Consider the following 25,632-nt stretch of genomic DNA (forward strand, 5'->3'; position numbering starts at 1 on the left):
GCCCTGTCTAATTGGGTCTGGTACGCTGTTCGAAAAAATGCCAGGCTACTCCTGCGGGGGCCAGGTTTCCGGGGCAAAGGCCATGGCGGCCAGGGGGGGCAGGGTCAGTTCCAGGTAGTAGGGCCAGTCGCCCATGCCGGCCTTTTGCGCCATCACGCCGCCGTTGTTGCCCACGTTGGAGCCGCCATAGTATTCGCTGTCCGAGTTGAAGCGCTCCACCCAGAAACCGGGGTGTGGACAGCCGAGCCCGTAGCCCGTGCGGACCACGGGCGTGAAGTTGAAGACCCACAGAAGCGGCCGCCCCGGGGCGCACTCGATCCCGTTCTGCCAGCCGCACGGGGCCATGCGCAGGAAACTGAGCACCGAGGAGCGATAATCGGACAAATCCACCCACTTGAAGCCGCTCCAGTCGTGGTCGTGTCGGTGCAGGGCCGGCTCGTCCCGATGCAGCCAGTTCAGTTCCTTGACGATGCGCTGCAGGCCCTGGTGGGACGGGTATTGCAGGAGCATCCAGTCCAGCTCCCGGCCGGCATCCCACTCGTTCCACTGCCCCAGCTCCGAACCCATGAACAGCAGTTTTTTGCCTGGATGGGCATACACATACGAGAGCATGGCCCGGACGTTGGCCTGCTGCTGCCAGATGTCCCCGGGCATTTTGGCCAGGAGGGCCTTTTTGCCGTGCACCACCTCGTCGTGCGAAAGCGGCAGGACGAAGTTTTCGGAAAAGGCATAGAGCATGGAGAAGGTCAGGTTGTTCTGATGATACTGCCTGTGCACGGGATCCTTGGAGAAATACAGCAGGGTATCGTGCATCCAGCCCATGTTCCACTTGAAGGTGAAGCCCAGGCCGCCAGTGTACAGCGGGCGGGAAACGCCGGGCCAGGCCGTGCTTTCCTCGGCCACGGTAATGGCGCCGGGGAACTGCTCATGGACAACCCTGTTGAGCTCCTTGAGGAAGTCGATGGCCTCCAGATTCTCGTTGCCGCCGAACATATTGGGGATCCACTCACCTTCCTCGCGCGAGTAATCCAGGTACAGCATGCTGGCCACGGCGTCGATGCGGATGCCGTCGATGTGAAATTCCTTGAGCCAGTACAAGGCATTGGCCAGCAGGAAGTTGCGGACCTCGTGGCGGCCGTAATTGAAGATATAGGTGCCCCAGTCCGGATGCTCGCCCTGGCGGGGGTCGGCGTGTTCGTAACAGGCCTCGCCGTCAAAACGGCCCAGGCACCAGTCGTCCTTGGGAAAATGCCCAGGCACCCAGTCCAGCAGCACGCCGATGCCTTCCTGATGGCACCGATCGATGAGCAGGCGCAGGTCGTCGGGGTCGCCAAAGCGGGAAGTGGGCGCGTAATGGTGGGAGGTCTGATAGCCCCAGCTCTCGTCCAGGGGGTGCTCAGCCAGGGGCATGAACTGGATGTGGGTGAAGCCCATTTCCTTGACGTACGGCACCAGGGTATCGGCCAGGTCGCGATAGGAATAGAAGCCGCGGCCCGGGGCGTTCTCGTGCTTGCGCCAGGAGCCAGCGTGGACCTCATAAATGCTCATGGGTTTGTCGAGCAGGATGCCGTTCTCCTGACGTTGTTGCATCCAGGCGTCGTCCTGCCAGGCGTAGCCGTCCAGGGTCCAGGTCTTGCAGGCCACGCCAGGGCGCAGCTCGGTACAGATGCCATAGGGGTCGGCCTTGTAGACAATGCGGTCCGAAACCTGGCGGATGCCATACTTGTACAGCACCCCCTGCTCCAGGCCGGGCACAAAGCAGGCCCAGATGCCCGAAACCCCCACGGGGAACAGCGGCAGCTCGCCCCAACGCCAATCGTTGGCATCGCAGACCAGATGCACTTCCTTGGCGTTGGGGGCCCACACGGCAAAGCGGTAGCCCGTTTTGCCATCCTGTTCATGCGGGTGCGCGCCAAGGATGCGATAGATGTCCCAGTGCTCGCCGCGGCCAAACAGATACAAGTCAAACGGTTCAATGGGCGTGGGACCGGAGTGCAGTTTCATGAAACCCCTCTTCAAGCAGTGCTGACGCGTGAAAAACGAAACAGTACGGAGACTCGCGGCCCTTAGATAGCCGCTCCAAGCTGGCGATACACATCCACATACTGTTTGGCGGAACGATCCCAGGAAAAATCCTGGCGCATGGCCCGGTCGCGGATGGCCGCCCACTGGGGTTGATCTTCCCAGACCGCCACAGCCTGGCGAATGGCATCCAGAAAGCTGGCCGACTGCGGAATGGGGAAGGTGAAGCCTGTGGCCTCGGGATGCGGCCAGGGGGTGATGGTGTCCCGCAGGCCACCCACGGCTGTGGCCACGGGCGGGGTGCCGTAGCGCAGGGCGTACATCTGGGTCAGGCCACAGGGTTCATAGCGCGAAGGCATGAGGAAGATGTCCGAGGCGGCCTGAATGCGGTGGGCCAAATCTTCCGTATATCCCACCAGGGCGGCCAGCCGGCCCAGATGGTCTTCCATCAGGCTTTGAATGCGTTGCTCGTGCTCCAGATTCCCTTCACCCAGAATGACCACGCCCACGTTCAGCTTCATGAGTTCCGGCAGAATATTGATCAACAGATCAATCCCCTTCTGCCCCCGCAGACGGCCGATGAACCCCAGAATGGGCCGGTGCAGCAACTCGGGTGAGAGACACAGTTCCTCAACAAGTGCCTTTTTGCATTCGAATTTACCTTCGGGCGCATCGGCGCTGTACCGGGCGGGGAGGTATTTGTCCTGCGCCGGGTTCCACACCTGATAGTCCGCACCATTCAGGATCCCCTGCAGGCGATCCTTGCGGCTGGAAAGAATCCCCTCCAGCCCGCACCCGAAGGCCGGGGAAAGAATCTCCTCGGCATAGCTCGGGCTCACGGTGGTGACCATGTCGGCATAGGCAATGCCGGCCTTGAGCAGGTTCAGGTCACCCCAATACTCCACCCCGTTCATGTTCCAGGCTTCCTTGGGCAGGCCGGAGCCCTCGAACAGGCGCGAGGAGAAGCGGCCCTGGAAGGCCAGGTTGTGAATGGTCGTCACGCTGCGGGTATTGCGCCACCACTCCCCGGTCTGCCGCCAGAAGTGCAGGTATGCCGGAATGAGGCCGGATTGCCAGTCGTGCACATGAATGATGGCCGGCGGCTGGGCCAGCAGGCAGGCCATTTCCATGGCCGCCCGACTGAAGAAAATGAACCGCTCGCAGTTGTCGAAGTAGTCACCCTTGTAGGTGTTGTAGTAGAAGCGGCGGTCGAAGTATTCCTCGCGGTGGATGAAGTACACGGGCATGCCGTGAAAATCCGCCAGATAGACGTCACAGGTCACGGGCTGCCAGGGGTAGCCCACCGGACAGTCGGAATACATGAGATGCAGGGGGATGTCCGCTGTCTTGAGTCGGCCATACAGCGGCGTCACCACTGCCACATTCACACCCTGCCGATGCAGGGTCAGCGGCAATGCGCCCAGCACATCTCCAAGTCCGCCCGTTTTGGAAAACGGGTAAATCTCGGACGCCACAAACAAGACCAAGGGCCGGATCGACATGCGTCCCTCCGCTAGAACGCCTGTGGCCGCCGCGCGGGGAGGCCGCACCCGTCGCCGACATGCCAGACACGCGATACGCTTTCCGCCATCATGTGACACGCGCGCGGCGTTCCCGCAAGGGTTTTCTCCATCATCTTCAGATTATGAAGATTGTGACGCCCAGATTCTCAGCCACGCAGGCCGGGGTTGTACCGCCGCAACAGGGTCAGAAAATCGTCCAGGATGCGGCGGTGATCAAAGGCCACGGCTTCCGGCCAGTCTCCAAGCGGAAAAAATCGGGCCGCCCCGGCGTCGTCCCCGGCCTGAAAGGCTGCCGGATCCACGGCCTGACCCACATACACCGTGCTCATGGTGTGCTTGCGCGGGTCGCGGGCCGGATCCGAATAGACGCCAAGCAACCCCGTCAGCACCACCTCCAGCCCGGTTTCTTCCCTGGCTTCACGGATGGCCGCGGCCTCCACAGTCTCGCCCTCGTCCACAAAGCCGCCGGGCAAGGCCCAGCCGGCGGGCGGATTCTTGCGTTCGATAAGCAGCACGCCCCGGGCGGGGTCGAAAATGACCACATCCACCGTGGGCGTGGGATTGCGGAATTGCTGGGACATGTCAGAATCTCCTCCAGGCGCGCTGCGCCTTGGCTTGCCTCGCTGCCACCCCTTGGGTACTGGAGGCCATGGGCAACCGCAAGACCATTCTGACCCAGCATGGAGCATTGGGAGATTTTCTGCTGGCCTGGCCGGGGATGCTGGCCGTGACCGCCCACATGGCCGGCCAGCACGAGCCGGTGTTGTGGGCCGGGCCACTGTCCTGTTTCCCGTTGCTTGAGCCCTTGGGCGTGCGACCGGCGGACAGGCCCATCCGCGAGGCCGTGACCGCCTGCTACAGTGCGCAGAGCTGGCCTGCCCCCCTGGGCGAGGCACGGCTCTTCTGGTTCTGCCTGGAGCGCTGCCCAGTGGCCGAGCCCCTGGCGGGGGACGCCCGCCTGCATTGCATCCCCATTCTGCAAGGGACCGCACCCCCGGCCCTCACGGTGTCCAGTTTTTTGCACCGCCACGGCATCGCCAAGGTGGAGGATCCCCTGGCCGCCTTCCGTCGCTGCTTCGGCCCGCATGCCCCCGCAACGGATGCGCCGGTGCTGCTCTTTCCCGGCTCCGGGCACCCCCGCAAATGCTGGCCGCGGCCGCGGTTCCTGGAACTGGCAGAGCAATTGGGCAGGCGAGGACAAAAATCTGTACTCGTCCTCGGCCCAAACGAGCAGGAGCAGGGCTGGGACCGGACCTCCCTGGACATTGAGACAGCCACGCCGCAGTCGCTTATGGATCTCCTGGCCCTGTTGCGCGGCTGCCGGGCCGTGGTGGGCAACGATTCCGGCCCCATGCACCTGGCCGGCATGCTGGGCGTGCCTGGCGTGGCTCTCTTTGGGCCCACAGACCCTGGACAATGGGGCCCCCAAGGCGAATCCATCAGGATTCTGTGCGACCGCCGCCTGCAGTGCCGGCCCTGCAGCCGCCACACCAGGGATCTGGCCTGCCCGCAAGCCTTGTGTCTGGAGGCCCTCACCGTGCGTCAGGTGCTCGAGGCGATGCCCATCTGAGAGGTGGCCGGCAGCCACCTTCAGACGAGAGGCCTGTCCCGGCCAGCCTCAGGGCACCTCTCCCTCCTCCCAGGCCAGCTGCTGCAGGCCGGGCAGGTGCCTGAGCTCCTGGACCAGCCGGCCGCGGGCCACACTGGCGTTACAGCGCAGGCGCAAGCGGTAGGTTACCAGATCCTGCACCAGATCATGCCGATAGTTCACGGTCAGTATCTTCAGCGAGGGCACGGCCTCCAGCTGTTGCCGAATCTGGCAGAGCCGGACCTGCCCGCCCGGCACGACCACGGTCAGGATGGTGTAAATATCCTGATCAATGAACCGGTTGATGACCTGCACGGAAAAAAGCACCAGCAAGGCCAGGGCCGTGGTGCCCACGGCCGGCAGGACAAATCCAGCTCCCACGGCCAGGCCCAGCCCGGCCACCATCCACAGCCCGGCGGCCGTGGTCAGCCCGCGGACAGATCCACGGCCCTTGATGATGGCCCCGGCGCCCAAAAAACCCATGCTGGCAATGGCATACGAGGCGATGCGGCCCGGATCCAGGCGCACCACAGCCTCGGAGTTCAGCGGCCGGAACATCTCTTCCATATGCAGGGAGAGCTGCATCATCAGGCAGCCGCCAAGCGCCAGGATCATGTTCGTGCGTAACCCCGCGGCCTGCCCGTGACTCTCCCGCTCCCAGCCGATAACGCCACCCAGCACCGCCGCGATGCAGAGTTTTAAAAAAATAGTAATATCTGTATGTTGAAACAGTAAACTGACGTCCATGCGCTGCTCCGTCGCAAAGGGGTGCATGATCCAGCGAGCGGATTTGTCACCAAACCGTAACAAAAGCAAGCCCCCCTGGCGACGTAGGAAATGCCAGCCCAAAAAGGTCGAAGCCGGCACCGCGGGTCGCCATCCCCGGTGCCGGCTTCGGCAAAAGCAATAGTTTGGAAGGTGATCTGGATGTAGCAGGAGTCGTGCCAAGGCCGACAGTTTGCAGCCAAGTTCTTTTATTTCAAGCTATTATCGAAATTGCCATCCCGGCGCAGGCCCTGCCACACCGCCAGGAGGTAAAAATCGTTGAACCCCGCACCCGGCGCAGCGGGCCGGGGTTTCAATTTTTGATACCCGCCCTGCCCGCCGTCACGGGAGGGCATGTCGGCGTGGCCAAAAAGGTCGAAGCCGGCACCGTGGGTCGCCATCCCCGGTGCCGGCTTCGGCAAAAGCAATAGTTTGGAAGGTGATCTGGGTATAGCAGGAGTCGTGCCAAAGGTCGTCCAGATAAAAATCATCTTGTTATTCAACATATTATCCAAATACATCTCTTGCACGCCGGCCTGGTCCCCAGCTATTTGGTATAAAAGCTTGAACACTGCCTCCAGGCCACCCGCCCGGCGAGCTAAAATTTTGAACCCGGTGGGACCACCCGCCAGCCCAGGCCCTGCAGACGCCCGGCGCTGATGGCACCTTCACGCAACAATTCCAGCGTGTTATCAGCAACGTAACGTACGATGCTCGATGGTGCGCCGCCAGCGGGGCGTGCTCCTTCCATCAGCACACCGGCAGAAGGGCTCAGCACTGCGGGCGAAAGGGCTGCCGGCTCGCAGGCTGGCGGTTCCCCGGCCAGATTGGCGCTGGTGGAGACCAGCGGCCCGCCAGCGGCCAGCGCCAGCTGCCGGGCCAGCGCATGGCCGGCCACCCGTACGGCGACCTCCCCTGCGGCGGAGACAACCGCCACCGGCAAGCCCTCGGCCGCAGGCAGGCAGACCGTGAGCGGCCCCGGCCAGAATATATCTAATAATTGTTTCAGGTTGCAAGGAATGTCACGCACAATCTGCCCGGCCTGTTCCAGGCTGCCGGCCAGCAGCGGCAAGGGCTTGCCCGGCTCACGTCCCTTCACAGCCACAAGTCTGGCCACGGCCCTGGGGTTGCGGGCGTCGCAGCCCAGGGCGTAGAAGGTCTCCGTGGGGTAGACGACCAGCTCTCCCCGGCGCAGGGCCTGGACCGCGGTGGCCAGGTTCAAGGATTTTGACACGTCAGGCAATGGCATACTCATAAAGGATGTGGGGATCATGCGGATGATCCGGCTGCTCAGCGTGGGCAGGTTCAAGGCTGACTGGTGGAAGCGCGCCGCCGAGGATTATTCCCGGCGCATTGCCCGCTTTGTACCTTTTGAGGAAAAATATGCCCCTGACGGCGCGGCGTCCCTTCCTCCGGAGAAACGCATGCAGGCCGAAGGCGAACGGCTGCTGACCATGCTGGAGCCGAAGGATTTTGTTATCGTGCTGGATGAACGCGGCCGCGCCCTGCCCTCCGAGACCCTGGCCCGGGAACTGGCCAGACAATTGGACGACCCAGGCTCGCGCCCCTGTTTCGTGGTGGGCGGGGCCTGGGGGTTGGACCCGGCGGTCAAGGCCGCGGCCCGGCAGGTCATCTCCCTGGGACCCATGACCCTGCCCCACGAGCTGGCCCGGGTCGTTCTGCTGGAGCAACTCTACCGCGCCCTCTCCATCCTCAAGGGCCTGCCCTATCATCACGAATGATCAGCGCACCTCAAAGATGCGCACGTCGGGAAAGCCCTCGTACACCAGCTTGAAGTACTCGCCAAAGCGCGGCGCCTGCGGATCCTCCAGCAGCAGCTGTACCAGCATGCTGTTGTAGATTTGATCATCCAGCAGATAGTACTTCTGCGCTGCAAGGTGCACCACCAGATGCGCACCCTTGTTGGCGGGATACGTGCCGGAGCGCCGGCCCTTGGCGTCCAGCACATCCACGGACGCCACCGGCAGCACTCCCCCTTCCTGCCCCTTGCCCGCAACGAATTCGAGTTCGCCTCGGTCATAGTTGATGCGGAAGGCTTCACGAATCTCCATGATCCGGCCGTGCTGTCCCTGTTTGGTGAACATGTCCCAGGTGCCGTAATAGGTAATCCACGGCGCCAGGCGGATATTTTCAAAGGTGGCCACCACATAGCGCGGGGCGGCCGGAGGGAACTCACGGGGCGTGCGGCCGAGTTCCTTCAATAAATTGAGGACCTCGTCGCGTGGCATCTCGTTCCAGACAGTCCAGGGCTCATCGCCGTGCTGGGCGCTGTATTTGATGAGCTGGGAGGCCAGCAGGGGGTTGGGGGTGGTCAGGACCAGCCCCAGGGTGAAGATGTGGTGCCCGTAGTGCCGGCCGCCGTCGGCAAAGGAGATGCGCTCGGCATAATAATGCGTGGGATAGCCCCAGTCCCACCAGGTCCAGACCTTGCTGTCCCTGGGCGAGGCGGTGTTGAGGTACTCCAGGGCCTGGCAATGCTGGCGGCTGAGCACGGGTGTGGCCGGCAGGATGAGGTAGAAGGAAATCAGCGGCCAGCAGAGCACCCCGGCAGCCACCAGCCCCAGGGCCAGTTTTTTGTACGCCGCAAAACGGCTGCCACGGAACAGGACCACCCCGGCCCAGCTCACCCCCATGCCCAGCCCCAGGGCCACGGGCGCGCCGCCGAACATGGCCAGCCGGGATCCCAGTTTGACCGAAGCCAGCCCCATGGCCAGGAACACCACCAAAGGCAGCGCCACCGGGCGCAACACCAGCACCCCCACAAAGCAGAGAATGCCGACTGCAGCCACGGCAGAGGAAGTATGGAACCGTTCCAGCACCTGATTGAGTGGCAGATTCTGGACCTCAATGACGCTTTGGCCAATGCCAGGATAGACCACGCCGGTATTGTTGGAAGAACTGGCCAGATCCGCCGCGGGCTTGAGATAGGCTCCCAAAAATTCCATCACCGACTGCCCTGCCGTACCAGCCACGCCGCCAAACACAGCCAGCAGCACCATGCCCAGCAGGGCGGGCCAGGGTGTTTTCCAAAGCCGCTCCGCCTGTTGCGGTGCTTTCCAGGCCAGACAGATCAGGGCCAGGGAAAGCCCCAGGCCCACCCAGCCCACAAAGGCGCTGGCCATGAACATGGCCATCCCCAGCATCAACCTCCCTCGCGCACCGCTGCGGGCAGTCAGCAGGCACCAGCCCACGCCAAGCAGGCAGAGGCCCTTGGCAAAGGTCAGCACGTGGCCGTGCCAGGTGCCGCCATAGCGGGCGGCCAGGCCGATGCAGGTCATCCAGACCAACAATCTGGCCACGGCATGAGGGGGTTCCTCGGGCATGGATTCGGCTGTGAGCCAGCGTTCCCGCAGCCAGGGGCCGCAAGCCAGGGCCATGCCCAGGGTATAGAGCAGGGGGAACAGCAGGGTGACCATATCCGTATCATAATAGCCCAGCCGGGTGCGGAAATAGAAGCCCGGTGCAAGCACGGTCAGCAGGCCGGCCGCCAGCCCGCCGGCATATGCCCCCTCGCGCCAGCCCAGAAGGCGGCACCACAACACCATGACCGCGCCCACAACTCCGGCGAACAATGCCGGCAGCACAAAACTGCCCATGCCCAGGGGCAGGCCGGTGAGGGTATGGAACCAGGCGGCCAGCACGGCAAGCGGCGTGCCCGTGGCCTCGCCCACGCCCTTGGCGCCAGCCAGCCAGTGGTAGGAATCGTGCGTGCCCTGGATAAATTCGCCATCCACCATCAGGGAGGGATCCATCCAGGCGTTGAATTCCTGCATGTGCGCAGCCAGGCTCAGCAGATACGCCAAGCCCAGGATGAACAGGAACAGCTTTACATCGCGACGGGTTGGCCCTTCGGATGCAGGATCGACATTCCACGGCGCAAGCATTCCGCACTCTCCAAAATAGTATGCCTTGCAAACAACAATCAAACCCGACTGCACACATAGGGCAGCCCCAGGGAAAACACAAGCTGCACGATCATGCCCCACCGGGCCGGATTTCGCTTGCCAGGGCGGCCTGTGGGTCGTAAAGGAACAAAGGTTTCCGGAGGATGCAGGTACGTCCATGACGCCATTTTTCCGCTATCCCCGTCCGCCGCGGCTGGCCGTGCATCTGGTGGCCGCGCATCTGTGCCTCTCCCTGGGAGGGCTGCTGCTGCACTTGCGCATCCATCCCGTGCTGGAGAGTTATTTCTATTGGTGGGCCGCCGCCGCGGGGGTGGTCAGCTGCCTGTTCATGCCGGCCCTGTTCCTGCACCCGCGCACCGTGGGTCTGGGCTGCCTGCTGAACGCCCTGACTGTGCTCCTGGGTACCGTGGGCATGGCCTATTTCTCCTTGCACTCCATGACCTGGCCGGTTGATCTGGCCTCCATCCTCCTGCAGTCCACCCTGCCGGACATCATCATCCTGCTGGCCAAGCTGCCGCTGGGACAGATGATTCTGGAAACCATGCGCCCTGAAGGCCCCCGGCCCGAAGGGGTGCGAGGCTGCTCCTGATGCGCGAGTTCACCCTGCGCCAACGGATGCTGCCCGCCTTTGAACGCGGGGCCCTGCTCTCGCTGTTCTGGGCGGCCGTGGCCACGGTGACGGCCCTGGCCGCGGCGCGGCCCTTCTGGGTCCGCTGGGAGGAACTGCATGCCTATGGCGAAGCCCTGGACTGGACCACGGCCATTGGCAAAGGCTGTGGCGGCGCGGCCGCGACCCTGCTGCTGGTGCAGGCCCTTCTGGGCGCGCGCAGCCGCTGGGTCGACCGGTTCTTCGGGCTGGACGTGGTCTACCGCATCCACCGGACCCTGGCACTGGTCATCCTGCTCCTGGCCACCCTGCATCCCATGTTCGTGCAATTCTACCGTCCCTTCTCCGAATCCCTGCTCGCCGCGGACTGGCCGCTGGTGCTGGGCTCGCTGGTGCTGGGGGGATTCTGGATCGGCGTGTCCCTGGCCCGGTTCCGCCGGTTCATCGAGCTGCCGTATCACTGGTGGCAGCAGGGGCACCGTCTGGTGGCCTGGACCCTGCTTTGCCTGCTGTTTATTCACATCCTGACCGTGTCCGAAGACTACCGGCGTTTTCCCGGGGTGGTCATGGCCCTTGGCGGGTTGGGGATTGTGGTGGTCCTGGCCCTGCGCACGCGGCTGCTCAAGCGTTTTGGCTTCGCGCGGACGCCATATGTGGTCAAGGAGGTGAGCACGCCCGGACCGGACGCTGTGGAGCTGACCCTCACCCCTGCCGCCGGAAGCAGGGGCCTCGAATTTGTTCCCGGGCAGTTCGCCTTTCTGTTACCGGAATCCACCGCCCTGCCGGCCGAAGAGCATCCCTTCACCATCGCCTCGGCCCCGGACGCCCTGCCCGAGCTTTCCTTCACCATCCGCTGTTGTGGGGACTTTACCAATCAAATCGGCAAGCTTGTGCCGGGAGACAGTGTCCTGGTGGATGGCCCTTATGGCCGCTTCAGCTACGCCTCCCTGACTCCGCTGAGCACGCCCCTCTTGCTGGTGGCCGGCGGCGTGGGGGTGACGCCCATGCTCTCCATGCTGCGGACCCTGGCCCATGAGCAGGACCCGCGGGCCCTGTGCCTGATCTGGTCCACCCGGACCAGGGATGATCTGCTCCACGCCGCAGCGCTCAAGGAGCTGGAAGCCGCGCTGGAGAACCTGCGCATCATCCACGTGTTTTCCCGCCAGAGACTGAGCGCCAACCTGGACGAGCGCAGCGGCCGGCTGCGGCCGAGCATCCTGCGCGATGCCCTGGCCATCCTGCCCCACACCCCGCAGGATCCCCCGCCGCACGCCTTTCTCTGCGGCCCGGCCCCCATGATTGCCCTGGCCCGCGGCGCACTCCTGGGGCTGGGTATGCCGGCCCGGCGTATCCACGCCGAGCGGTTTGAACTCTAACTCGCAAGCCAGTCCCCACGGACTGTTCTGGACGGTCGCATCATGACACGAGCAGACGCCCTGGCCCTTCTCAAAGACTACCTCGACTCCGGCGACGCCCGCATGGACTTTGACTACGGTTCCGAAGATACCAAATACATGGTCCTGGACGTGTTGGAGCAGCTCATCGAACTGGGCGAGGCCGCCGATGCCCTGGCCACGTCCCTGATCTTCAAGGGCGGCCTGATGGAGATGCTGGCCGGCGTTGCCGCGCCGGATGCGCAATCGTCCGACGAGGCAGCCGGTCAGGATGCGGCGGACGCCACCACCCAGAGCCAGCGCTCGGATTCCGACCCGGACCCCGAGCCTGGCAAGCCGCTGCAGTAGCTGGCCGCCCTCTCCAGCCGCCAGCCTTCCGGCAGCTGCACTGGCGGGGCCTCATTGGCCATGAACACCACCCGCCGCACCGCCACTCCCTGGCTCTGCACCAGTGTGAGCACCTCGGCCCAGGGTTTGAACGCCCGGCTGACCACCATGGCCACCCCGTGCGGCCGTCCGAAGCGCGTCAGGGCTGCCTCGGCCGTGCCGGGAAAGAGAAACGTCCGCGGCAGCTGCAGTTGCCCCAGGGCATGGGCCAGAAAGGTCTGGCGCTTCTGGCGGATTTCCACCATGCGATAGGTTCCGGCGGTCCAGGCCATGCGCAGGGGAATGCCCGGCAGCCCGGCGCCGGCGCCCAGGTCCAGAATCTGCGCTGTATCCCCTTCTGCACATGCAGGCAGCGCGTGCAGCAGCCGGGCCAGATGAAAGCTGTCCTGAATCAGATCAAGCAGCACCGTGCGCCAGTCCGAGCTGCCCACCAGATTCATGCGCCGGTTCCAGGCCAGGAGCAGTTCCAGATACGCCTGCACGGGCGCGGCGGAAATTTCCGCAAACCCCAGGGAATCAAGCAGGGTGCGGACATCATTCACCGCGATGCCGGCGGTGGTGGGAGCGGACGATTCGGACATATGATGATTCCCCCAGGTCTGGACTTGCATTCCGGAGCGAAAGGCACTAGAAACACCGCTCCCTGTTTGATCGAACAAGACGACGCTGCGCGTCCTTCCCCTTCCTGACGTCCTTCCCGGAGGTCCACGCCATGACCATGCCCCTTTCCACCGCCCTGCTCTTTCCCGGCCAAGGCTCCCAGGAGCCCGGCATGGGCCGTGACCTGGCCGAAGCCGATGCCGCCATCATGGACTTGTGGAAAAAGGCCGAGAAAATCAGCGGCCTGCCCCTGCGGGAAATCTACTGGGATGGCGATGCTGCCGCCCAATCGGACACCCGCTCTTTGCAACCGGCCCTGACGGTTGTCAACCTGAGCGTCTTCCTCTCCCTGGTCAACAGGCTCATGGCCCTCTCCCCCCTGCCCAGCGTGGCCGGGCACAGCCTGGGCGAGTTTTCCGCCCTGGCCGCCTCGCAGGCGCTGTCCGTGGAAGACGTGCTGACCCTCGTCTCTCTGCGTGGCCGGCTCATGGCCGAGGCAGATCCGGATGGCCGGGGCGCCATGGCCGCCGTGGTCAAGCTGCCGCGCGAGGCTGTGGAAGAGATGGTCGAAGAAGTCAAGCATTCCACAGGCAAAGTCCTTCTGGTGGCCAATTACAACTCCCCGGCCCAGTATGTTGTCAGTGGTGAGAAGGCCGCCGTGGAGGCCCTGGCCCCCCTGGCCAAGGAACGCAAGGGCCGGCTCATCCCCCTGGCCGTGTCCGGCGCGTTCCACAGCCCGCTCATGGCCGAGGCCAACAAGGAATTGGCCGGGGTGATGCAATCTTGCTCCTGGAGCACGCCCAGACTGCCCGTCTTTTCCAATGTGACCGGCGGTATGATTGTGGATGCCGACTCCCTGAAAGACGCCATGCTGCGGCAGATGGTCTCCTCCGTGCGCTGGATCGAGCTGGTGCAGGCCATGTGGGACGACGGACGCCGCCGTTTTCTGGAACTCGGCCCCAAAAACGTGCTGACCAAGCTGGTGCAGGGCAACCTCACCGCAGATGCCGCATCCTACGAGGCCCAGAACATCGGCACTGCCGAGGCTGTCGCAGGCTTGAGCCTGTAATGTCGCAGGCGTGTTGCAGACACTGCTGCGCCCTGCGCAGCATCTGTGCGTCACGGCCCTTGCGCTTGGTGAACTCGCGTGATATGTGGCGTGATATTTCTAGATAAAATGTAGAGAAAAACTTCATGCGCGCACGTCTCCTTCTCCATCGCCTCCTCAGCGAGGCTGTGACTGCTCACGGCTGGACCTGGCCTGCCAAGGCCCAGATCGAGCCGCCTCGCGATGCTGCCCATGGCGACCTTGCCGCCAACCTGGCCATGCTGCTGACCAAAGAGGCCGGCATGCCCCCGCGCAAGGTGGCCGAGCTGCTGCGCGAGCACCTCCTCAAGGATGTTTCCGACATCGAGACTGTGGACATCGCCGGCCCCGGATTTTTGAATGTCCGCTTCACGCCCGCCTTTTGGCAGGCCACGGTGCTGGAGATTCTGGAACAGGGCGAGCGCTACGGCGACGTGAACCTGGGCCAGGGCAAAAAGGTGCAGGTGGAATACGTCAGCGCCAATCCCACCGGCCCCCTGCACATCGGCCACGGCCGCGGCGCCGCCCTGGGCGACTCCCTGGCCCGCCTGCTGCGCCGCGCCGGCTACGACGTGACCACGGAATACTACCTCAACGATGCCGGCCGCCAGATGCGCATGCTCGGCCAGTCCGTGTACCGCCGCGCCCAGATGGCTGCCGATCCGGCCCTGCCCTTCCTGGATGAAGGCTACAAGGGTGAATACATCAAGGACATCGCCGCCGATGTCGTCCGGGATCATCCGACCCTGCTTTCCATGCCCGAGGCCGACGCCGTGGCCATCTGTCAGCAGCGGGCCATGAACGACATCCTTGACGGCATCAAGCAGGATCTGGTGGACTTCCGCTGCGAGCATCAGATCTGGTTCTCCGAGCAGTCCCTGCTGGACGGCGGGGCCGTGGACCGCGCCCTGGCCATGCTGCGCGAGGCCGGGCACCTGTTTGAGGAAGAAGGCGCGCTCTGGTTCCGCTCCACCCCCTTTGGCGACGACAAGGACCGCGTGCTGCGCAAATCCGATGGATCGCTGACCTATTTTGCTTCGGACATCGCCTACCACGCCGACAAGTACGCCCGCGGCTTCGAGTTGGTGGTGGACATCTGGGGCGCGGACCATCACGGCTATGTCCCGCGCATGCAGGCCGCCGTGCAGGCCCTGGGCCAGCCCGCGACCGCCCTGCAGGTGCTGCTGGTGCAGCTGGTGGCTCTCCTGCGCGATGGCGAGCCCGTGGCCATGAGCACCCGGGCCGGGGCCTTCGACACCCTGGCCGAGGTGGTGGCCGAGGTGGGCCCGGACGCTGCCCGCTTCATCTTCCTTTCCCGCAAGTCCGACGCCAAGCTGGACTTTGACCTGGAAGTGGTCAAGCGTCAGAGCATGGACAATCCCGTGTTCTACGTGCAATACGCCCATGCCCGGGTCTGCTCCGTGCTGCGCAAGGCCCAGGACGACGGCCGTACCGATTTGCTTGACGGCGCCGTGGATTTGTCGGCCCTGGCCGGCCTGGATACCCCCGAGGACATGCTCCTGCTGCGCAAGCTGGAACAGCTTCCGGACGTGATCTGGACCGCGGCCGAAAGCTTCAGCCCGCATCATCTGGCTGCCTGGTGCCAGGAAACCGCCCAGGCCCTGCATCGCCATTACACCCAGCACACCGTGCTGCACGCGGAAGACCCGGCCGTGGCCAGGGCCCGTCTGGCCCTCCTGCGCGCCACGGCCCAGGCCATTCGCAACGGGCTCGATGTGCTCGGCGTCCACGCGCCGGAGCGCATGCCCTCCGCCACTGCCCAATAATACAGGAGGGCAGCCATGAAGTTTGATTTGAAAAAGAATGCCTCCTCGGCATCTCCTTCCGTCGGCATGCGTCCCGGCCCGCCCCCCGGACCGGGCAAGCGTTACAAACTGGAATTCTCCCGCACGGGGCTGTTCGGTTTTGGCGCGGTGACGCTGCTGGGGCTGGTCTGGGTCTTCATTTTCGGGGTGCTGGTGGGCCGTGGTTATCGACCGGAAACAGCTGTGCCCGAACTGGCCCGGATCATGCCCGCGGATCAGGGTGGCAACAAGACCACAGCGGACCAGGGCGTGCTGCCCCCGGAAGAGCTGGAATTCTACGATGCCCTCAAAAAGGGCGGCAATGTCTCCCCGCAACTGCCCAGCGAACCCAAGAGCGTGAGCAGCGCCGGGGGCGCGGTGGCCGATGCTTCCATGCATCCGCCTGTCGAGGAAGAAGATTTGCCCCCGGCCGAAGTGGTGCAGGATCTGAGCAAGCCCAGGCCCGCCACTGCTGTGGCCTCATCTGCTGCAGCACCTGCCGCGGCCCCCGCAGCATCGGCCAAACACCAGCCGGCACCGGCTGCTCCGCCCGCGGCCAGCGCCGCGGCCCAGACCAAGCCGGCAGCCCCCAAGACTCCCACGCCGCCCCAGGAGAACCTGTCTGATGATGACAATGGTCCTCCCGGTCAGCGCTATGCCTATATATATCAAGCAGCTGCCTTTAACGAAGCCTCCAAGGCTGAAGCCTTCAAAGCCAAAATGCACGCATTAAATTTGAAGGTCAGCGTTCAGAAGGTAGAAGACGGTGGAAAAACATGGCATAGAGTAATGGTGCACTTTGAGGGCAAACCCGAAGACACCAGGCAGCTGAAGGAAAAGCTCAAGCAGGCTGGCATTGAAAAAGCCCTCCTGCGCTCCAAAAAACCCATCTAAACCGGCACGTTCCGGCATGTTTGAGAGGTAGACTCGAACCATGAGCCATCCGTTCGTTCCCACTAAGGCCTTCTTCACCAAGGGCATCGGGCGCCACAAGAACAAACTGCAGTCCTTCGAGCTGGCCTTGCGCGAGGGCGGCATTGAAAAACTGAACCTCGTCTACGTCTCCAGCATTCTGCCGCCCAACGTCAAGATTCTGAGTCCGGAAGAAGGCATCAAGGAACTGCATCCGGGCCAGATCACCTTCTGCGTCATGGCGCGCAACGCCACGGACGAGAAGGGCCGTCTGGTGGGCTCCTCCGTCGGCATTGCCTTCCCCTCCAGCCACGAGCACTACGGCTACATTTCCGAGCACCACGCCTATGGCATGGATACCCAGGAAATCGGGGACTTTGCCGAGGATCTCGCCTCCACCATGCTGGCCTCCACCCTGGGCGTGGATTTTGACCCTGAGACCGGCTATGACGAGCGCCGTCAGGTGTACCTGATGAGCGGCAAGGTCATCGACTCCATCTCCAACCCCTGCGTGACGCAAGGGGTGGCCGGCATGTGGACCACCACCATCTCTGCAGTGGTCTTCCTGCCGTAGTTTGCCTGCATACAGTGCACTGGAAGCCGTCTGTCGTTTGCGGCTTCCAGTGCCTTTTGCCCGCACTCCACCATGCCATCCACTGACCCGCATTCCTCCGTGCCTCCGGTGCCCCCGGCCTCACCGGTATCACCGGTCCCTTTTGTCCCCCTGCTGTCTGCCCTGGGCAGGTCGGGCATTGGTGTCGCCTCCAGCCTGGGCGCGGCCTTTCTCTTTTTTCTGGATGGACTGGCCAGCGGCCTTTCCTCACCGCGGCAGTTCGGCCGTACCGTGCTGCAGGTCTATTTCATCGGCGTCAAATCCATCTTCGTCGTCTGCCTCATCGGGCTGTTCACGGGGATGGTGCTGGGATTGCAGGGGTATTACGCCCTGGCCAAGGTCGGCTCCGAGGGGCTGCTCGGTTCAGCAGTGGCGCTTTCCCTTATTCGGGAGCTGGGTCCCGTGCTCACGGCCATCATGCTCACCGGCCGCGCCGGATCCTCCATGGCCGCGGAAATCGGGGTCATGCGCATTTCGGACCAGATTGACGCCCTGGAAGTCATGGACATCCCGCCCATGGCCTACCTCGTGGGACCGCGCATCTGGGCCAGTTTGCTCAGTTTTCCCCTGCTCACGGCCATGTTCGACGTCATCGGCATCATGGGCGGGTACCTCACGGGCGTGAAGCTCCTCGGCATCAACGCCGGTGTGTACTTCCACCGCATCAATGCCTCCGTGGAGCTTTCGGATGTGATGGGCGGCTTTTACAAGAGTCTGCTGTTTGCCGTCCTCGTTTCCACCATCTGCTGCTTTCAGGGTTTTTACACACATTTGCGCCGCGATGGCGCCGGCCCGGAAAGCGTGGGTAACGCCACTACCTCGGCCGTGGTCATCTCCTGCGTTTGCGTGCTGGTGTTTGACTACGTGGCCACCTCCTTTTTGCTATGAACATCTCCGCCGACGCATCACATGCCACGCAAGCTGCAGCCAACTCCTCCGGCTGGAGCATAGCCCTGGAATCGCTTCGCCTGGGCTATGGCGATACAGTGGTCATCGATTCGCTTTCCGCGGAGATTCCAGCCGGCAGGATCACCTGCATCCTGGGTGGCTCTGGCTGTGGCAAGTCCACGCTGCTCAAACATATTCTCGGTCTTGCCCGCCCCATGGCCGGGCGCATTCTGCTGGATGGCAAAGACGCCACGCGCATGAGCCGGCGGGAGTTCCGGCAACTCCGCCGACGCATGGGTGTGCTGTTTCAGGATGGCGCCCTGCTCGGCTCCCTGACCCTGGCTCAGAACGTGGCCCTGCCGCTGACGGAGCATAGCCGGCTCTCCAAGGCGCGCATTGCTGAAATTGTTCAGGAAAAGCTGGCTCTCGTGGGGTTGGATGAGTTCAAGGACTACCATCCCGGCCAGCTTTCCGGCGGCATGCGCAAACGGGCCGGTCTGGCCCGGGCTTTGGTGGCCGACCCGCCGGTGGTGCTGTGCGACGAACACACTTCCGGTCTGGACCCCATCAACGCCGCGAGCATGGACGCCTTGCTCAAAGCCATGCACACCCGCTTCAACGCCACCATCGTGGCCGTGAGCCATGATCTGGAAAGCGTGCGCATGCTTGCGGATCACGTGATTCTGCTCCATGAAGGCCGGGCATTGTACCAGGGGGATGTGCCCGGACTGGAATCCTGCGAGGATCCCTACGTGCGGACCTTCCTGGCCAGGCGACCGCTAAATCTCTAGACTTTCTATTGTTTTTCATATTTCCATTGCAGTCCGTATCGATTGCATGTACCTTTGACGTTCACTGCACCTGCGTGGTGAGGGACTTTTCGAGGCGCAACACTGATGGAACGATACCGCAAAGAAACCCTCGTGGGCTGTTTTGTGCTCGCCGGCCTCTTGTGTGTGGCGTATCTCACCATTCACCTTGGTCGCATGGAAGTGATGGGGAGTGAAGGCTATACCGTGCGGGCCAGGTTTGCTTCCGTCACCGGCCTGCGGACCGGGGCTGATGTGGAAGTGGCGGGTGTGCCTGTGGGCAAGGTCTCCGGCATTGCGCTGGAGCAAGAGACCGGCGCAGCCGTCATCTCCATGCGCATCAATCCAGGCGTGGCCCTCGCTGAAGACACCATCGCCTCCGTCAAGACCGCCGGGCTCATTGGCGACAAGTACATCAAGCTCTCTCCCGGAGGCGGCGAGGACACCCTCAAGGATGGCGATGCCATTGCCGAAACCGAGTCGGCCATTGACCTGGAAGAACTCATCAGCAAATACATTTTTGGAAAAGTGTAAGCTGCCAAGAAGAAGAGGAATCGAGTCATGCCTTTGTCACGTTGTTGTCGCCGTGCCCTTCTGCCTGCCTTCGCCTTTGTTCTGGCGACCAGCCTGACCCTTGCCGCCACGTCTGCCCAGGCAGCTGACGCCCAGCAGACGCTGCAGACTGCAGTGGACAAAATCCTGGTGGTCCTGCGCAATCCGGATTTCAAGAGCGGCCCCAGCCAGCAGGCGCTCGAAACTCAGCTTCGCGGCCTTGTTCGCGATATTTTTGACTTTTCCGAACTGACCCGCCTGAGCCTTGGCGTGCACTGGAAGCGCTTCTCCCCCGCGGAGCAGGCCCAGGCCGCCGATGCCATGGCCGATTTGCTGGAAGCCACTTACATCGGCTCCCTCAAAAAGTATGACAACCAGCAGGTCCAGTACGGCGATGTGGTTTCCGGTGAACGCGGGGCCGTGGAAATCCGCACCACGGTTGTCTCAGGCTCCAACACCATTCCCATCGCCTACCGCATGCGCGACCTGAATGGCTGGAAGGTTTATGACGTGGTCATTGAAGGCGTGAGCCTGGTGAAGAACTACCGCACCCAGTTCCAGGAACTGATGGTGAACGGCACTCCCCAGGACTTGATCGCCAAAATCAAGGAACGCGCCGCCGCTTCGCGGAGTGCCTCCTAAACCTCTGCAACAGGACAAGAGCACGCCCATGCATACCGCCACCCGCCTTCTTGCGCTGCTGTTGCTGTGTTTGGCCATGAGTTTTGCCTTTGGTTGCAGCGCCAAACAGCCTGCCGCCCCCAAGGATCCTGCCGCCACCGCGCCTGCTCCGGATACGCCTGCCACACAAGCCACCGCACCTGCGGCTCCTGCCGAACCAGCGCCCGCTCCCGGCACCGGCGACGACAATTTCTTTGGCGATGAAAGCGCCGTTGTGGTCGTGTATGACCCGCTTGAGCCGTGGAACCGCTTCTGGTTCTCCTTCAACGATTATTTCTACCAGGGCGTGATGCAGCCCCTGGGCAAGACCTACAATGCGGTCACCCCCAAGGAGTTGCGCACCGGCATCCGGAACATGTACCACAACATCCTGTTCCCCGTGCGCTTCATCAACTCCATCCTGCAGGGCAAGTTCAAGGCCGCCGGGGTGCAGATGGCCCGCTTTGTGGGCAACACCGCCTTTGGTCTGGGCGGCTTCTTCGACTACTTCGACCGCAAAAAGTCCATCGTGCCAGCCTATGACGAAGACTTCGGCCAGACCCTGGCCACCTGGGGCGTGGGCGACGGCTTCTATCTGGTTGTGCCCATTTTTGGCCCGACCACCCTGCGCGACGGCTTCGGCACCGTGGCCGACCTCTTTGCCGATCCGGTGAGCTATCTGAACCCCTGGCCCCTGTACCTGGGCTACGAGCCATGCGAGTACTGGGTTGGCGGGACCATCCGCGGCGTCACGCTCTTCAACGACGCCACCTTCACCCTGGACGAGTATGACCGCTTCAAGCAGGCCGCCGTGGAACCCTACAGCGCCATGCGCGATGCGTACATCCAGAACCGCAAGGTTGAAATCGGCCGGTAAGAACAACACCTTACGACGTAAAGGCGGGGGCGCTGCGGCGCCCCTGCTCTTTTCCGCCGCACACATCACGCCCCCACCCCTCATGGCTACCGCCCCTTTTCACCTCATGTGGAACATGACCCGGCGCTGCAACTTTCAGTGCCGGTACTGCTATTTTCCGCATGAAACCGCCCCGGTGGAGCCGGTGGTCCCGGCGGCAACCCTGCTGGACTTCCTGGACTCCACGAACGAGGAATGGGTGGTGGGCATGACCGGCGGGGAGCCGTTCCTGTACCCGGATTTTGTGGAGCTCTGCCAGGAACTCAGCCGCCGGCACCGCATCTCCATTGATACAAACCTGAGCATCTCCAGGCTGGTGCATCAGTTTGCCGAGGCCGTCCTCCCCGAACGGGTGCATGATCTCTATATTGCCCTGCATATCGAAGAGCGCCGGCGCAAAGGTCTGGTGGACGCATTTGTGGAGGACGTGAACCTCTTGCAGGCCCGCGGCTTTCAGCTGTCGGTCAATTATGTCGTCCACCCCATGCTGGTCCCGGAATTTCAGGCGGACCGAGAATGGTTCGAGACGCGTGGCGTACCCATCACCCCCCGGCCGTTCAAGGGATTTTTCGAGGGGCAGGAATACCCCAACGCCTACAATGCCGAAGCCCGGGCCGTGTTTGCCGACTTTCCGCGAGCCGGGCGCAAAATGGCCTTTAATTTCCAGGGAGTGCCCTGCCGCGGTGGGCGTACGCTTCTGCGCCTGGAACCCGATGGGCAGCTCTATCGTTGCAGTGGGGAAAAACGTGACCTGGGAAATATTCTGAGTAATCCCAGTAGATTGGAAACTGACGAGCCCTGCCGTGCCCGCCGCTGCCCTTGCATGGGCCCGAACTATGTGCTGTTGACCCCGGCCCAGGAGGCGCTGTTGGCCGGTTTGCAGGCCATGGTCACCGGGTGGCCACAGACGGCCCGGGAACAATTTGAGGTCGCCGCGCAGCTGGATCCCCGGCTGCCCGCCGCGCCTAACAATCTGGGGGTGCTCGACTGGGAGGCCGGTGAATACACCGCCGCCCGCACCCGGTTCGAACAGGCGCAGGCGCTGGATCCCGGTGCGGATCTCTTTGTCGGCAACCTGGCCGCATCCCTGGCGCGGACCGGTGACGGTGACCCTGCACAGCTGGCCCGGGCCCGGCAGCTGGTCGAGGCGAAGCTTGATCCCGCCTGGCAAAGCATCCTCACCCCGCTGGCCGCTGAACTCGCTGCAGCCAGTCCCCCTGCCGAAGGCTGGTTGCAAAGCTGGCCCAGACTGTGTGTGGATTTCGTCCCTGAACACGAGCGAGACCGCATGGGCATCCGGTTTCGCCTCCCGGCCCGCAAGCGGTAGCTGTGCCATAGGCCGGGGGCGGGCAAGGTACAGGCCGGACTGAGTACGGCTGACATGCCGGCTCCACCCGACCCACGCTCCCCCATATTTCACGAACCCTCGGCAGGTTTTCTGCAGTACGCCCCCACGTCCCAGGTAGAGGGGCGTGGGGGCGTTCGTGGTGTGGGCGGCAGGGGAAGCCCACCTGCAAAGGGCGTTATTTTCCTTCCAACATACGGGGCAACTCCTGCAGCAGGCTGTTGCGGGCACGGATGCTGGCGGGGTCATCCCGCTTTTCCTCATCCAGCACCAGTCGGACAAAGAGCACGGTGCGGGGGCCGTCTGGCGTGGGACGTTCCGCCCAACCCACAAACCAGCCTTGCTTGAGGTCTCGGTTCTGCAAGGTTTCCCCCTTGATCCAGCCCCCGCCGGTCTTGCCGTGCACGGTCCAGTCACCAGCCTGGAAGGTGGGCACGCTGGCAAAGGCAGAGTCGTAGGCATGAGCGGAAAGCGGGAATTCCCGGCGCAGCATTCGTCCCAAAAAGACCAGCTGCTCCTGCGGGGAAATCTGCAGGGAGGAACTCAGCCAGGACCGGGTGAGCCCGTTGTTCAGGCCGGGATCACCGGAAACGTCCATGTTCCCGTAGTTGAACATTGTTGTATATTTCTGAAACAGCTCTGGGCCCATCTTTGCGGTAAGTTCCTGGGAAAACCAGACAACGCTGTACCGGAGCCAGGAAGTGGCGTTGGTCAATTGTTGATCAAACGGCGTATTGACCACCGCGCCCTCGGGATACGGCCATTCCGGCTCCTCGGGCGTGCGCAGGATGCCGCTGTCGAAGCCCATGAGCGCCAGGGGCACCTTGAAGGTGGAACATGGCGAAAATCGTGCCGCGGTATCGCCCTGGGCGTACAGCTGGGCGCCCGTGTGGAAATCCTGCACCAGAGTGCAGTTGGCTGCCTGGGCTGCGGTGGCGAAGGGCACGGCCAGACAGACGAGCGCGAGAGGAACAACCAGACGAAACAACCGACGTATGGTGTTCATGAGCAAGATATCCTTTGGCAAGAGTGTTGTTGCGAATTATCGCACGCCCTTGCTCTTTAGATACGGGCCGTACTTCTTGTCTACTCCTATGATATGCCCCTGCAGCCAATCCTTCAGAAAACGCATGAGATCCAGCGTTACTGTGGCGCGGCCGCTCTGGAATTCGCGGTAAAAATCCATCACAGCCGCCAGAAACTTCTGGTGTTGGGCAATGTGAGCCTCGGCATCGGGGTAGTTGTGCCTGGCGAAGTGCGCTTCCTCGTGTTGGAAATGCGTGACGGCATAATCCTTGAGCTGATCCAGGATGCCGCCCAGGATGTGCCGGTCCTTGTTGTCACGCATGGCGGCGTGCAGTTCGTTGATCAGCCGTACCAGCACCTTGTGTTCTTCATCAATGCTGTCGATGGTGGTGGAAAGCTTCGGGGTCCAGGAGAGGAGTTCGCGGTTGTCCACCGACACGGCCGATGTGCCCTGAGCGCCACCGGACTTGTTGGCCTGGGCGTGGCGGGAGAGATCCTGCATGGCGCCATTCAGGTCTTCGATGATGGTGATGATGCGGGTCAGCGCCTTGGCGGAGCGCTGCATGTTCTTCGCCGTGTCCGTGGCCACGGCGGTCACTTCTGAGACGGCGCGGTTGATTTCCTCGCTGACGGCGCTTTGCTCCTCCGCGGCCGTGGCAATGCTTTCCACCTGGCCGGCGGTGTCTTCCACGATGCTGACGATGTCGCCCATGGAGGCCCCGGCCTGGGCGGCCTGTTCCGTGGCGGCAATGATGTTGCTGGCCGCGGTATCCACGGCTGCCACATTCATGCGGGCGGTTTCCTGAATGGTGCTGATGGCCGTGCCCACCTCGCGAGTGGCCTGCATGGTTTTTTCCGCCAGCTTGCGGACTTCGTCGGCCACCACGGCAAAGCCGCGGCCGGCATCCCCGGCGCGTGCGGCCTCGATGGCGGCGTTCAGGGCCAGGAGGTTGGTCTGATCGGCAATGTCGGAAATGACGTTCATGATCCGGCCGATGTTTTCGGCATCCACGCCCAGCCGGGCCATGGATTCCTTGAGCCCGAGAATGCGGTGCTGCATCTGGCGGATGCCTTCCACGGCCGAGTTCACGCCTGCCGCGCCTTCGGAGGCGAGTTTCTTGGAGGCGGCCGCATTGGTGGCCGCCCTGCCGGCATTGCGGGCCACTTCCATGACCGTGGCGTTCATCTCTTCCACGGCGGTGGCGGTTTCGGTCATGCGATCACGCTGGAGCTCCACGCCCTGATCCACGGTGTGGATTTCGCGGCTCAGTTCCTCAATGGCCAGGCTGACCTTCTCAGAGTGCGCGGCGGCACTGGCAGAAACCGTGGTAATGGTGGCCAGGAGCTCTTCCAGGGCAGCTTCCTTGGTCCTGGCTTCGCGCAGGGCGGCGTTGGTTTCCGCATGGGCGGTTTTGGCGGCCAGTTCCTGTTCGGTGCAGGAGGTCATGGCTGTATGCAGGGAATCCACCATGCTGGTGACGCTGCGGGCCAGCACCCGCAGTTCGTGGGTGAACTGCCCTGCCAGGGTGACGTCGAGTCTGCCGCTGGCAACGGCGTTGGAATAGTCCACCAGTCTGGCCAGGGGGAGGAGCACCTGCCGCCGCAGCAACAGCGCCAGCACGGCCAGCAGGCCGGCAATCAGGGCCACGCTGATCCACTCAATCCACATCAGCTGGCCCATTTTGGCGTCGTTTTCAGCTTCAAGCTGCGCCACGACCTTGTTCAGAACACCCACCAGGGCTTCCGCCGGTGCCACCAGCCCCGTTGCCTTGGCAGAAATATCAGAAGCCCCGGGCGTGAGCTCCTGGGCGCCACGGCGGAAGTCGAGCCAGGGGCCGCCCAGGGCCTGCAGCAGTGCGGCGGCAGCGCTCGAGGGCGCAGGAAGGTCAACTTTTACGCCATGTGGATCCAGCGTACTCGGGGCTGCGCCCCCTTGGGACAGGGCCTGATGGGTAACGTCGAACAGCCGGATGGAAGTATCCAGGGACGTTTTGATGGGTGCGGCCTGTTCAGCCGGCGTGTGCGCCAGATGCAGGCAGTCTCGGGCGATGCGCTGGACAAGCATGCGCTGCCGCCCGGCAAGGTTGATGATTTGCGAATCCGTCTTCTGGCCGGATTCATTCAGCCATGTGGCAATGAACATCCCGGCCACCACCATGGACAAAAGCACAATGAGGCCAAGAATGCGCTGCGCAAGGGACATGAGA

25 protein-coding genes are annotated in these 25,632 nt (G+C 63.2%); 15 read left to right on the forward strand and 10 right to left on the reverse strand.

From position 1 onward, the window contains the following. Positions 1–45: 45 nt before the first annotated feature. The 3 genes from glgB to ACYQ00_RS11845 form a co-directional block, all read right to left on the reverse strand. On the reverse strand, positions 46–2,004 hold the full coding sequence (glgB, locus tag ACYQ00_RS11835; protein WP_460032312.1) for a 1,4-alpha-glucan branching protein GlgB: 1,959 nt from the start codon (positions 2,002–2,004) through the stop codon (positions 46–48). Positions 2,005–2,066: 62 nt separating this feature from the next. Continuing rightward, the gene (gene glgA / locus ACYQ00_RS11840; RefSeq protein WP_460032528.1) at positions 2,067–3,518 is read right to left on the reverse strand and encodes a glycogen synthase GlgA; all 1,452 of its coding nucleotides are present in this window, start codon (positions 3,516–3,518) and stop codon (positions 2,067–2,069) included. A gap of 173 nt (positions 3,519–3,691) precedes the next feature. After that, complete coding sequence (locus ACYQ00_RS11845; RefSeq protein WP_460032313.1) at positions 3,692–4,126, reverse strand: NUDIX domain-containing protein; 435 nt, start codon at positions 4,124–4,126, stop codon at positions 3,692–3,694. A 29-nt stretch (positions 4,127–4,155) separates the two neighbouring features. On the opposite strand from ACYQ00_RS11845, the gene ACYQ00_RS11850 reads away from it, so the two are divergent. Continuing rightward, positions 4,156–5,115 carry a glycosyltransferase family 9 protein gene (locus ACYQ00_RS11850; RefSeq protein WP_460032314.1) on the forward strand — a complete coding sequence of 320 codons (960 nt, stop codon included), beginning with the start codon at positions 4,156–4,158 and terminating at the stop codon, positions 5,113–5,115. 48 nt (positions 5,116–5,163) lie between these two features. Here ACYQ00_RS11850 and ACYQ00_RS11855 read toward each other — a convergent pair whose 3' ends face one another. From ACYQ00_RS11855 to ACYQ00_RS11865, 3 genes are all read right to left on the reverse strand, one after another. After that, positions 5,164–5,880: an MgtC/SapB family protein gene (locus ACYQ00_RS11855; protein ID WP_460032315.1), complete on the reverse strand. Its 717-nt coding sequence runs from the start codon at positions 5,878–5,880 to the stop codon at positions 5,164–5,166. A 227-nt stretch (positions 5,881–6,107) separates the two neighbouring features. Further along, positions 6,108–6,419 carry a hypothetical protein gene (locus ACYQ00_RS11860; RefSeq protein ID WP_460032316.1) on the reverse strand — a complete coding sequence of 104 codons (312 nt, stop codon included), beginning with the start codon at positions 6,417–6,419 and terminating at the stop codon, positions 6,108–6,110. 77 nt (positions 6,420–6,496) lie between these two features. After that, positions 6,497–7,132, reverse strand: coding sequence for an L-threonylcarbamoyladenylate synthase (locus tag ACYQ00_RS11865; protein ID WP_460032529.1), 636 nt, complete (start codon positions 7,130–7,132; stop codon positions 6,497–6,499). Between the two features lie 37 nt (positions 7,133–7,169). On the opposite strand from ACYQ00_RS11865, the gene ACYQ00_RS11870 reads away from it, so the two are divergent. Beyond that, positions 7,170–7,640, forward strand: coding sequence for a 23S rRNA (pseudouridine(1915)-N(3))-methyltransferase RlmH (locus ACYQ00_RS11870; protein WP_460032317.1), 471 nt, complete (start codon positions 7,170–7,172; stop codon positions 7,638–7,640). Here ACYQ00_RS11870 and ACYQ00_RS11875 read toward each other — a convergent pair whose 3' ends face one another. Continuing rightward, positions 7,641–9,803 carry an STT3 domain-containing protein gene (locus ACYQ00_RS11875; protein ID WP_460032318.1) on the reverse strand — a complete coding sequence of 721 codons (2,163 nt, stop codon included), beginning with the start codon at positions 9,801–9,803 and terminating at the stop codon, positions 7,641–7,643. Between the two features lie 178 nt (positions 9,804–9,981). Between ACYQ00_RS11875 and ACYQ00_RS11880 the strand changes: the two genes are divergently transcribed. Genes ACYQ00_RS11880 through ACYQ00_RS11890 form a run of 3 tightly spaced genes read left to right on the forward strand, consistent with a single transcriptional unit; the run spans position 9,982 to position 12,173 of the window. Then, complete coding sequence (locus ACYQ00_RS11880) at positions 9,982–10,413, forward strand: hypothetical protein (protein WP_460032319.1); 432 nt, start codon at positions 9,982–9,984, stop codon at positions 10,411–10,413. After that, a complete protein-coding gene (locus tag ACYQ00_RS11885) occupies positions 10,413–11,807 on the forward strand; it encodes a ferredoxin reductase family protein (RefSeq protein ID WP_460032320.1) in 1,395 nt (464 codons plus the stop codon). Before ACYQ00_RS11880 ends, ACYQ00_RS11885 begins: the two co-directional genes overlap by 1 nt. 42 nt (positions 11,808–11,849) lie before the next feature. After that, positions 11,850–12,173 carry a hypothetical protein gene (locus tag ACYQ00_RS11890; RefSeq protein ID WP_460032321.1) on the forward strand — a complete coding sequence of 108 codons (324 nt, stop codon included), beginning with the start codon at positions 11,850–11,852 and terminating at the stop codon, positions 12,171–12,173. On the opposite strand, the gene ACYQ00_RS11895 is transcribed toward ACYQ00_RS11890, so the two are convergent. Next, complete coding sequence (locus ACYQ00_RS11895; protein WP_460032322.1) at positions 12,092–12,793, reverse strand: RsmG family class I SAM-dependent methyltransferase; 702 nt, start codon at positions 12,791–12,793, stop codon at positions 12,092–12,094. The two genes, ACYQ00_RS11890 and ACYQ00_RS11895, sit on opposite strands and share 82 nt — an antisense overlap. Positions 12,794–12,924: 131 nt before the next feature. Here ACYQ00_RS11895 and ACYQ00_RS11900 point away from each other — a divergent pair, with 131 nt between their 5' ends. The 10 genes from ACYQ00_RS11900 to ACYQ00_RS11945 all read left to right on the forward strand — a co-directional run bounded on the left by ACYQ00_RS11900 (position 12,925) and on the right by ACYQ00_RS11945 (position 22,381). Then, positions 12,925–13,881, forward strand: a complete 957-nt coding sequence (locus tag ACYQ00_RS11900) for an ACP S-malonyltransferase (RefSeq protein ID WP_460032323.1) — start codon at positions 12,925–12,927, stop codon at positions 13,879–13,881. A 125-nt stretch (positions 13,882–14,006) separates the two neighbouring features. Next, positions 14,007–15,686 carry an arginine--tRNA ligase gene (gene argS, locus ACYQ00_RS11905; protein ID WP_460032324.1) on the forward strand — a complete coding sequence of 560 codons (1,680 nt, stop codon included), beginning with the start codon at positions 14,007–14,009 and terminating at the stop codon, positions 15,684–15,686. Between the two features lie 15 nt (positions 15,687–15,701). After that, complete coding sequence (locus ACYQ00_RS11910) at positions 15,702–16,598, forward strand: SPOR domain-containing protein (protein WP_460032325.1); 897 nt, start codon at positions 15,702–15,704, stop codon at positions 16,596–16,598. A 40-nt stretch (positions 16,599–16,638) separates the two neighbouring features. Then, complete coding sequence (locus ACYQ00_RS11915) at positions 16,639–17,190, forward strand: pyruvoyl-dependent arginine decarboxylase (protein WP_460032326.1); 552 nt, start codon at positions 16,639–16,641, stop codon at positions 17,188–17,190. 72 nt (positions 17,191–17,262) lie between these two features. Next, entirely contained in the window at positions 17,263–18,117 is an 855-nt protein-coding gene (locus ACYQ00_RS11920) for an MlaE family ABC transporter permease (protein ID WP_460032327.1), read from the forward strand. Next, positions 18,114–18,908: an ABC transporter ATP-binding protein gene (locus ACYQ00_RS11925; protein ID WP_460032328.1), complete on the forward strand. Its 795-nt coding sequence runs from the start codon at positions 18,114–18,116 to the stop codon at positions 18,906–18,908. The genes ACYQ00_RS11920 and ACYQ00_RS11925 overlap by 4 nt, the downstream gene beginning before the upstream one ends. Before the next feature lie 105 nt (positions 18,909–19,013). After that, positions 19,014–19,460, forward strand: coding sequence for an outer membrane lipid asymmetry maintenance protein MlaD (gene mlaD, locus ACYQ00_RS11930; RefSeq protein ID WP_460032329.1), 447 nt, complete (start codon positions 19,014–19,016; stop codon positions 19,458–19,460). Positions 19,461–19,487: 27 nt separating this feature from the next. Next, a complete protein-coding gene (locus tag ACYQ00_RS11935) occupies positions 19,488–20,120 on the forward strand; it encodes a Tgt2/MlaC family protein (protein ID WP_460032330.1) in 633 nt (210 codons plus the stop codon). A 28-nt stretch (positions 20,121–20,148) separates the two neighbouring features. After that, positions 20,149–21,015, forward strand: a complete 867-nt coding sequence (locus tag ACYQ00_RS11940; RefSeq protein WP_460032331.1) for an MlaA family lipoprotein — start codon at positions 20,149–20,151, stop codon at positions 21,013–21,015. An 82-nt stretch (positions 21,016–21,097) separates the two neighbouring features. After that, entirely contained in the window at positions 21,098–22,381 is a 1,284-nt protein-coding gene (locus tag ACYQ00_RS11945) for a radical SAM protein (protein WP_460032332.1), read from the forward strand. 196 nt (positions 22,382–22,577) lie between these two features. On the opposite strand, the gene blaOXA is transcribed toward ACYQ00_RS11945, so the two are convergent. Further along, complete coding sequence (blaOXA, locus tag ACYQ00_RS11950) at positions 22,578–23,405, reverse strand: class D beta-lactamase (protein ID WP_460032333.1); 828 nt, start codon at positions 23,403–23,405, stop codon at positions 22,578–22,580. A 36-nt stretch (positions 23,406–23,441) separates the two neighbouring features. After that, a complete protein-coding gene (locus tag ACYQ00_RS11955) occupies positions 23,442–25,628 on the reverse strand; it encodes a bacteriohemerythrin (RefSeq protein WP_460032334.1) in 2,187 nt (728 codons plus the stop codon). Between the last annotated feature and the right edge of the window lie 4 nt (positions 25,629–25,632).

The sequence above is a fragment of the Megalodesulfovibrio paquesii genome, assembly GCF_054653055.1.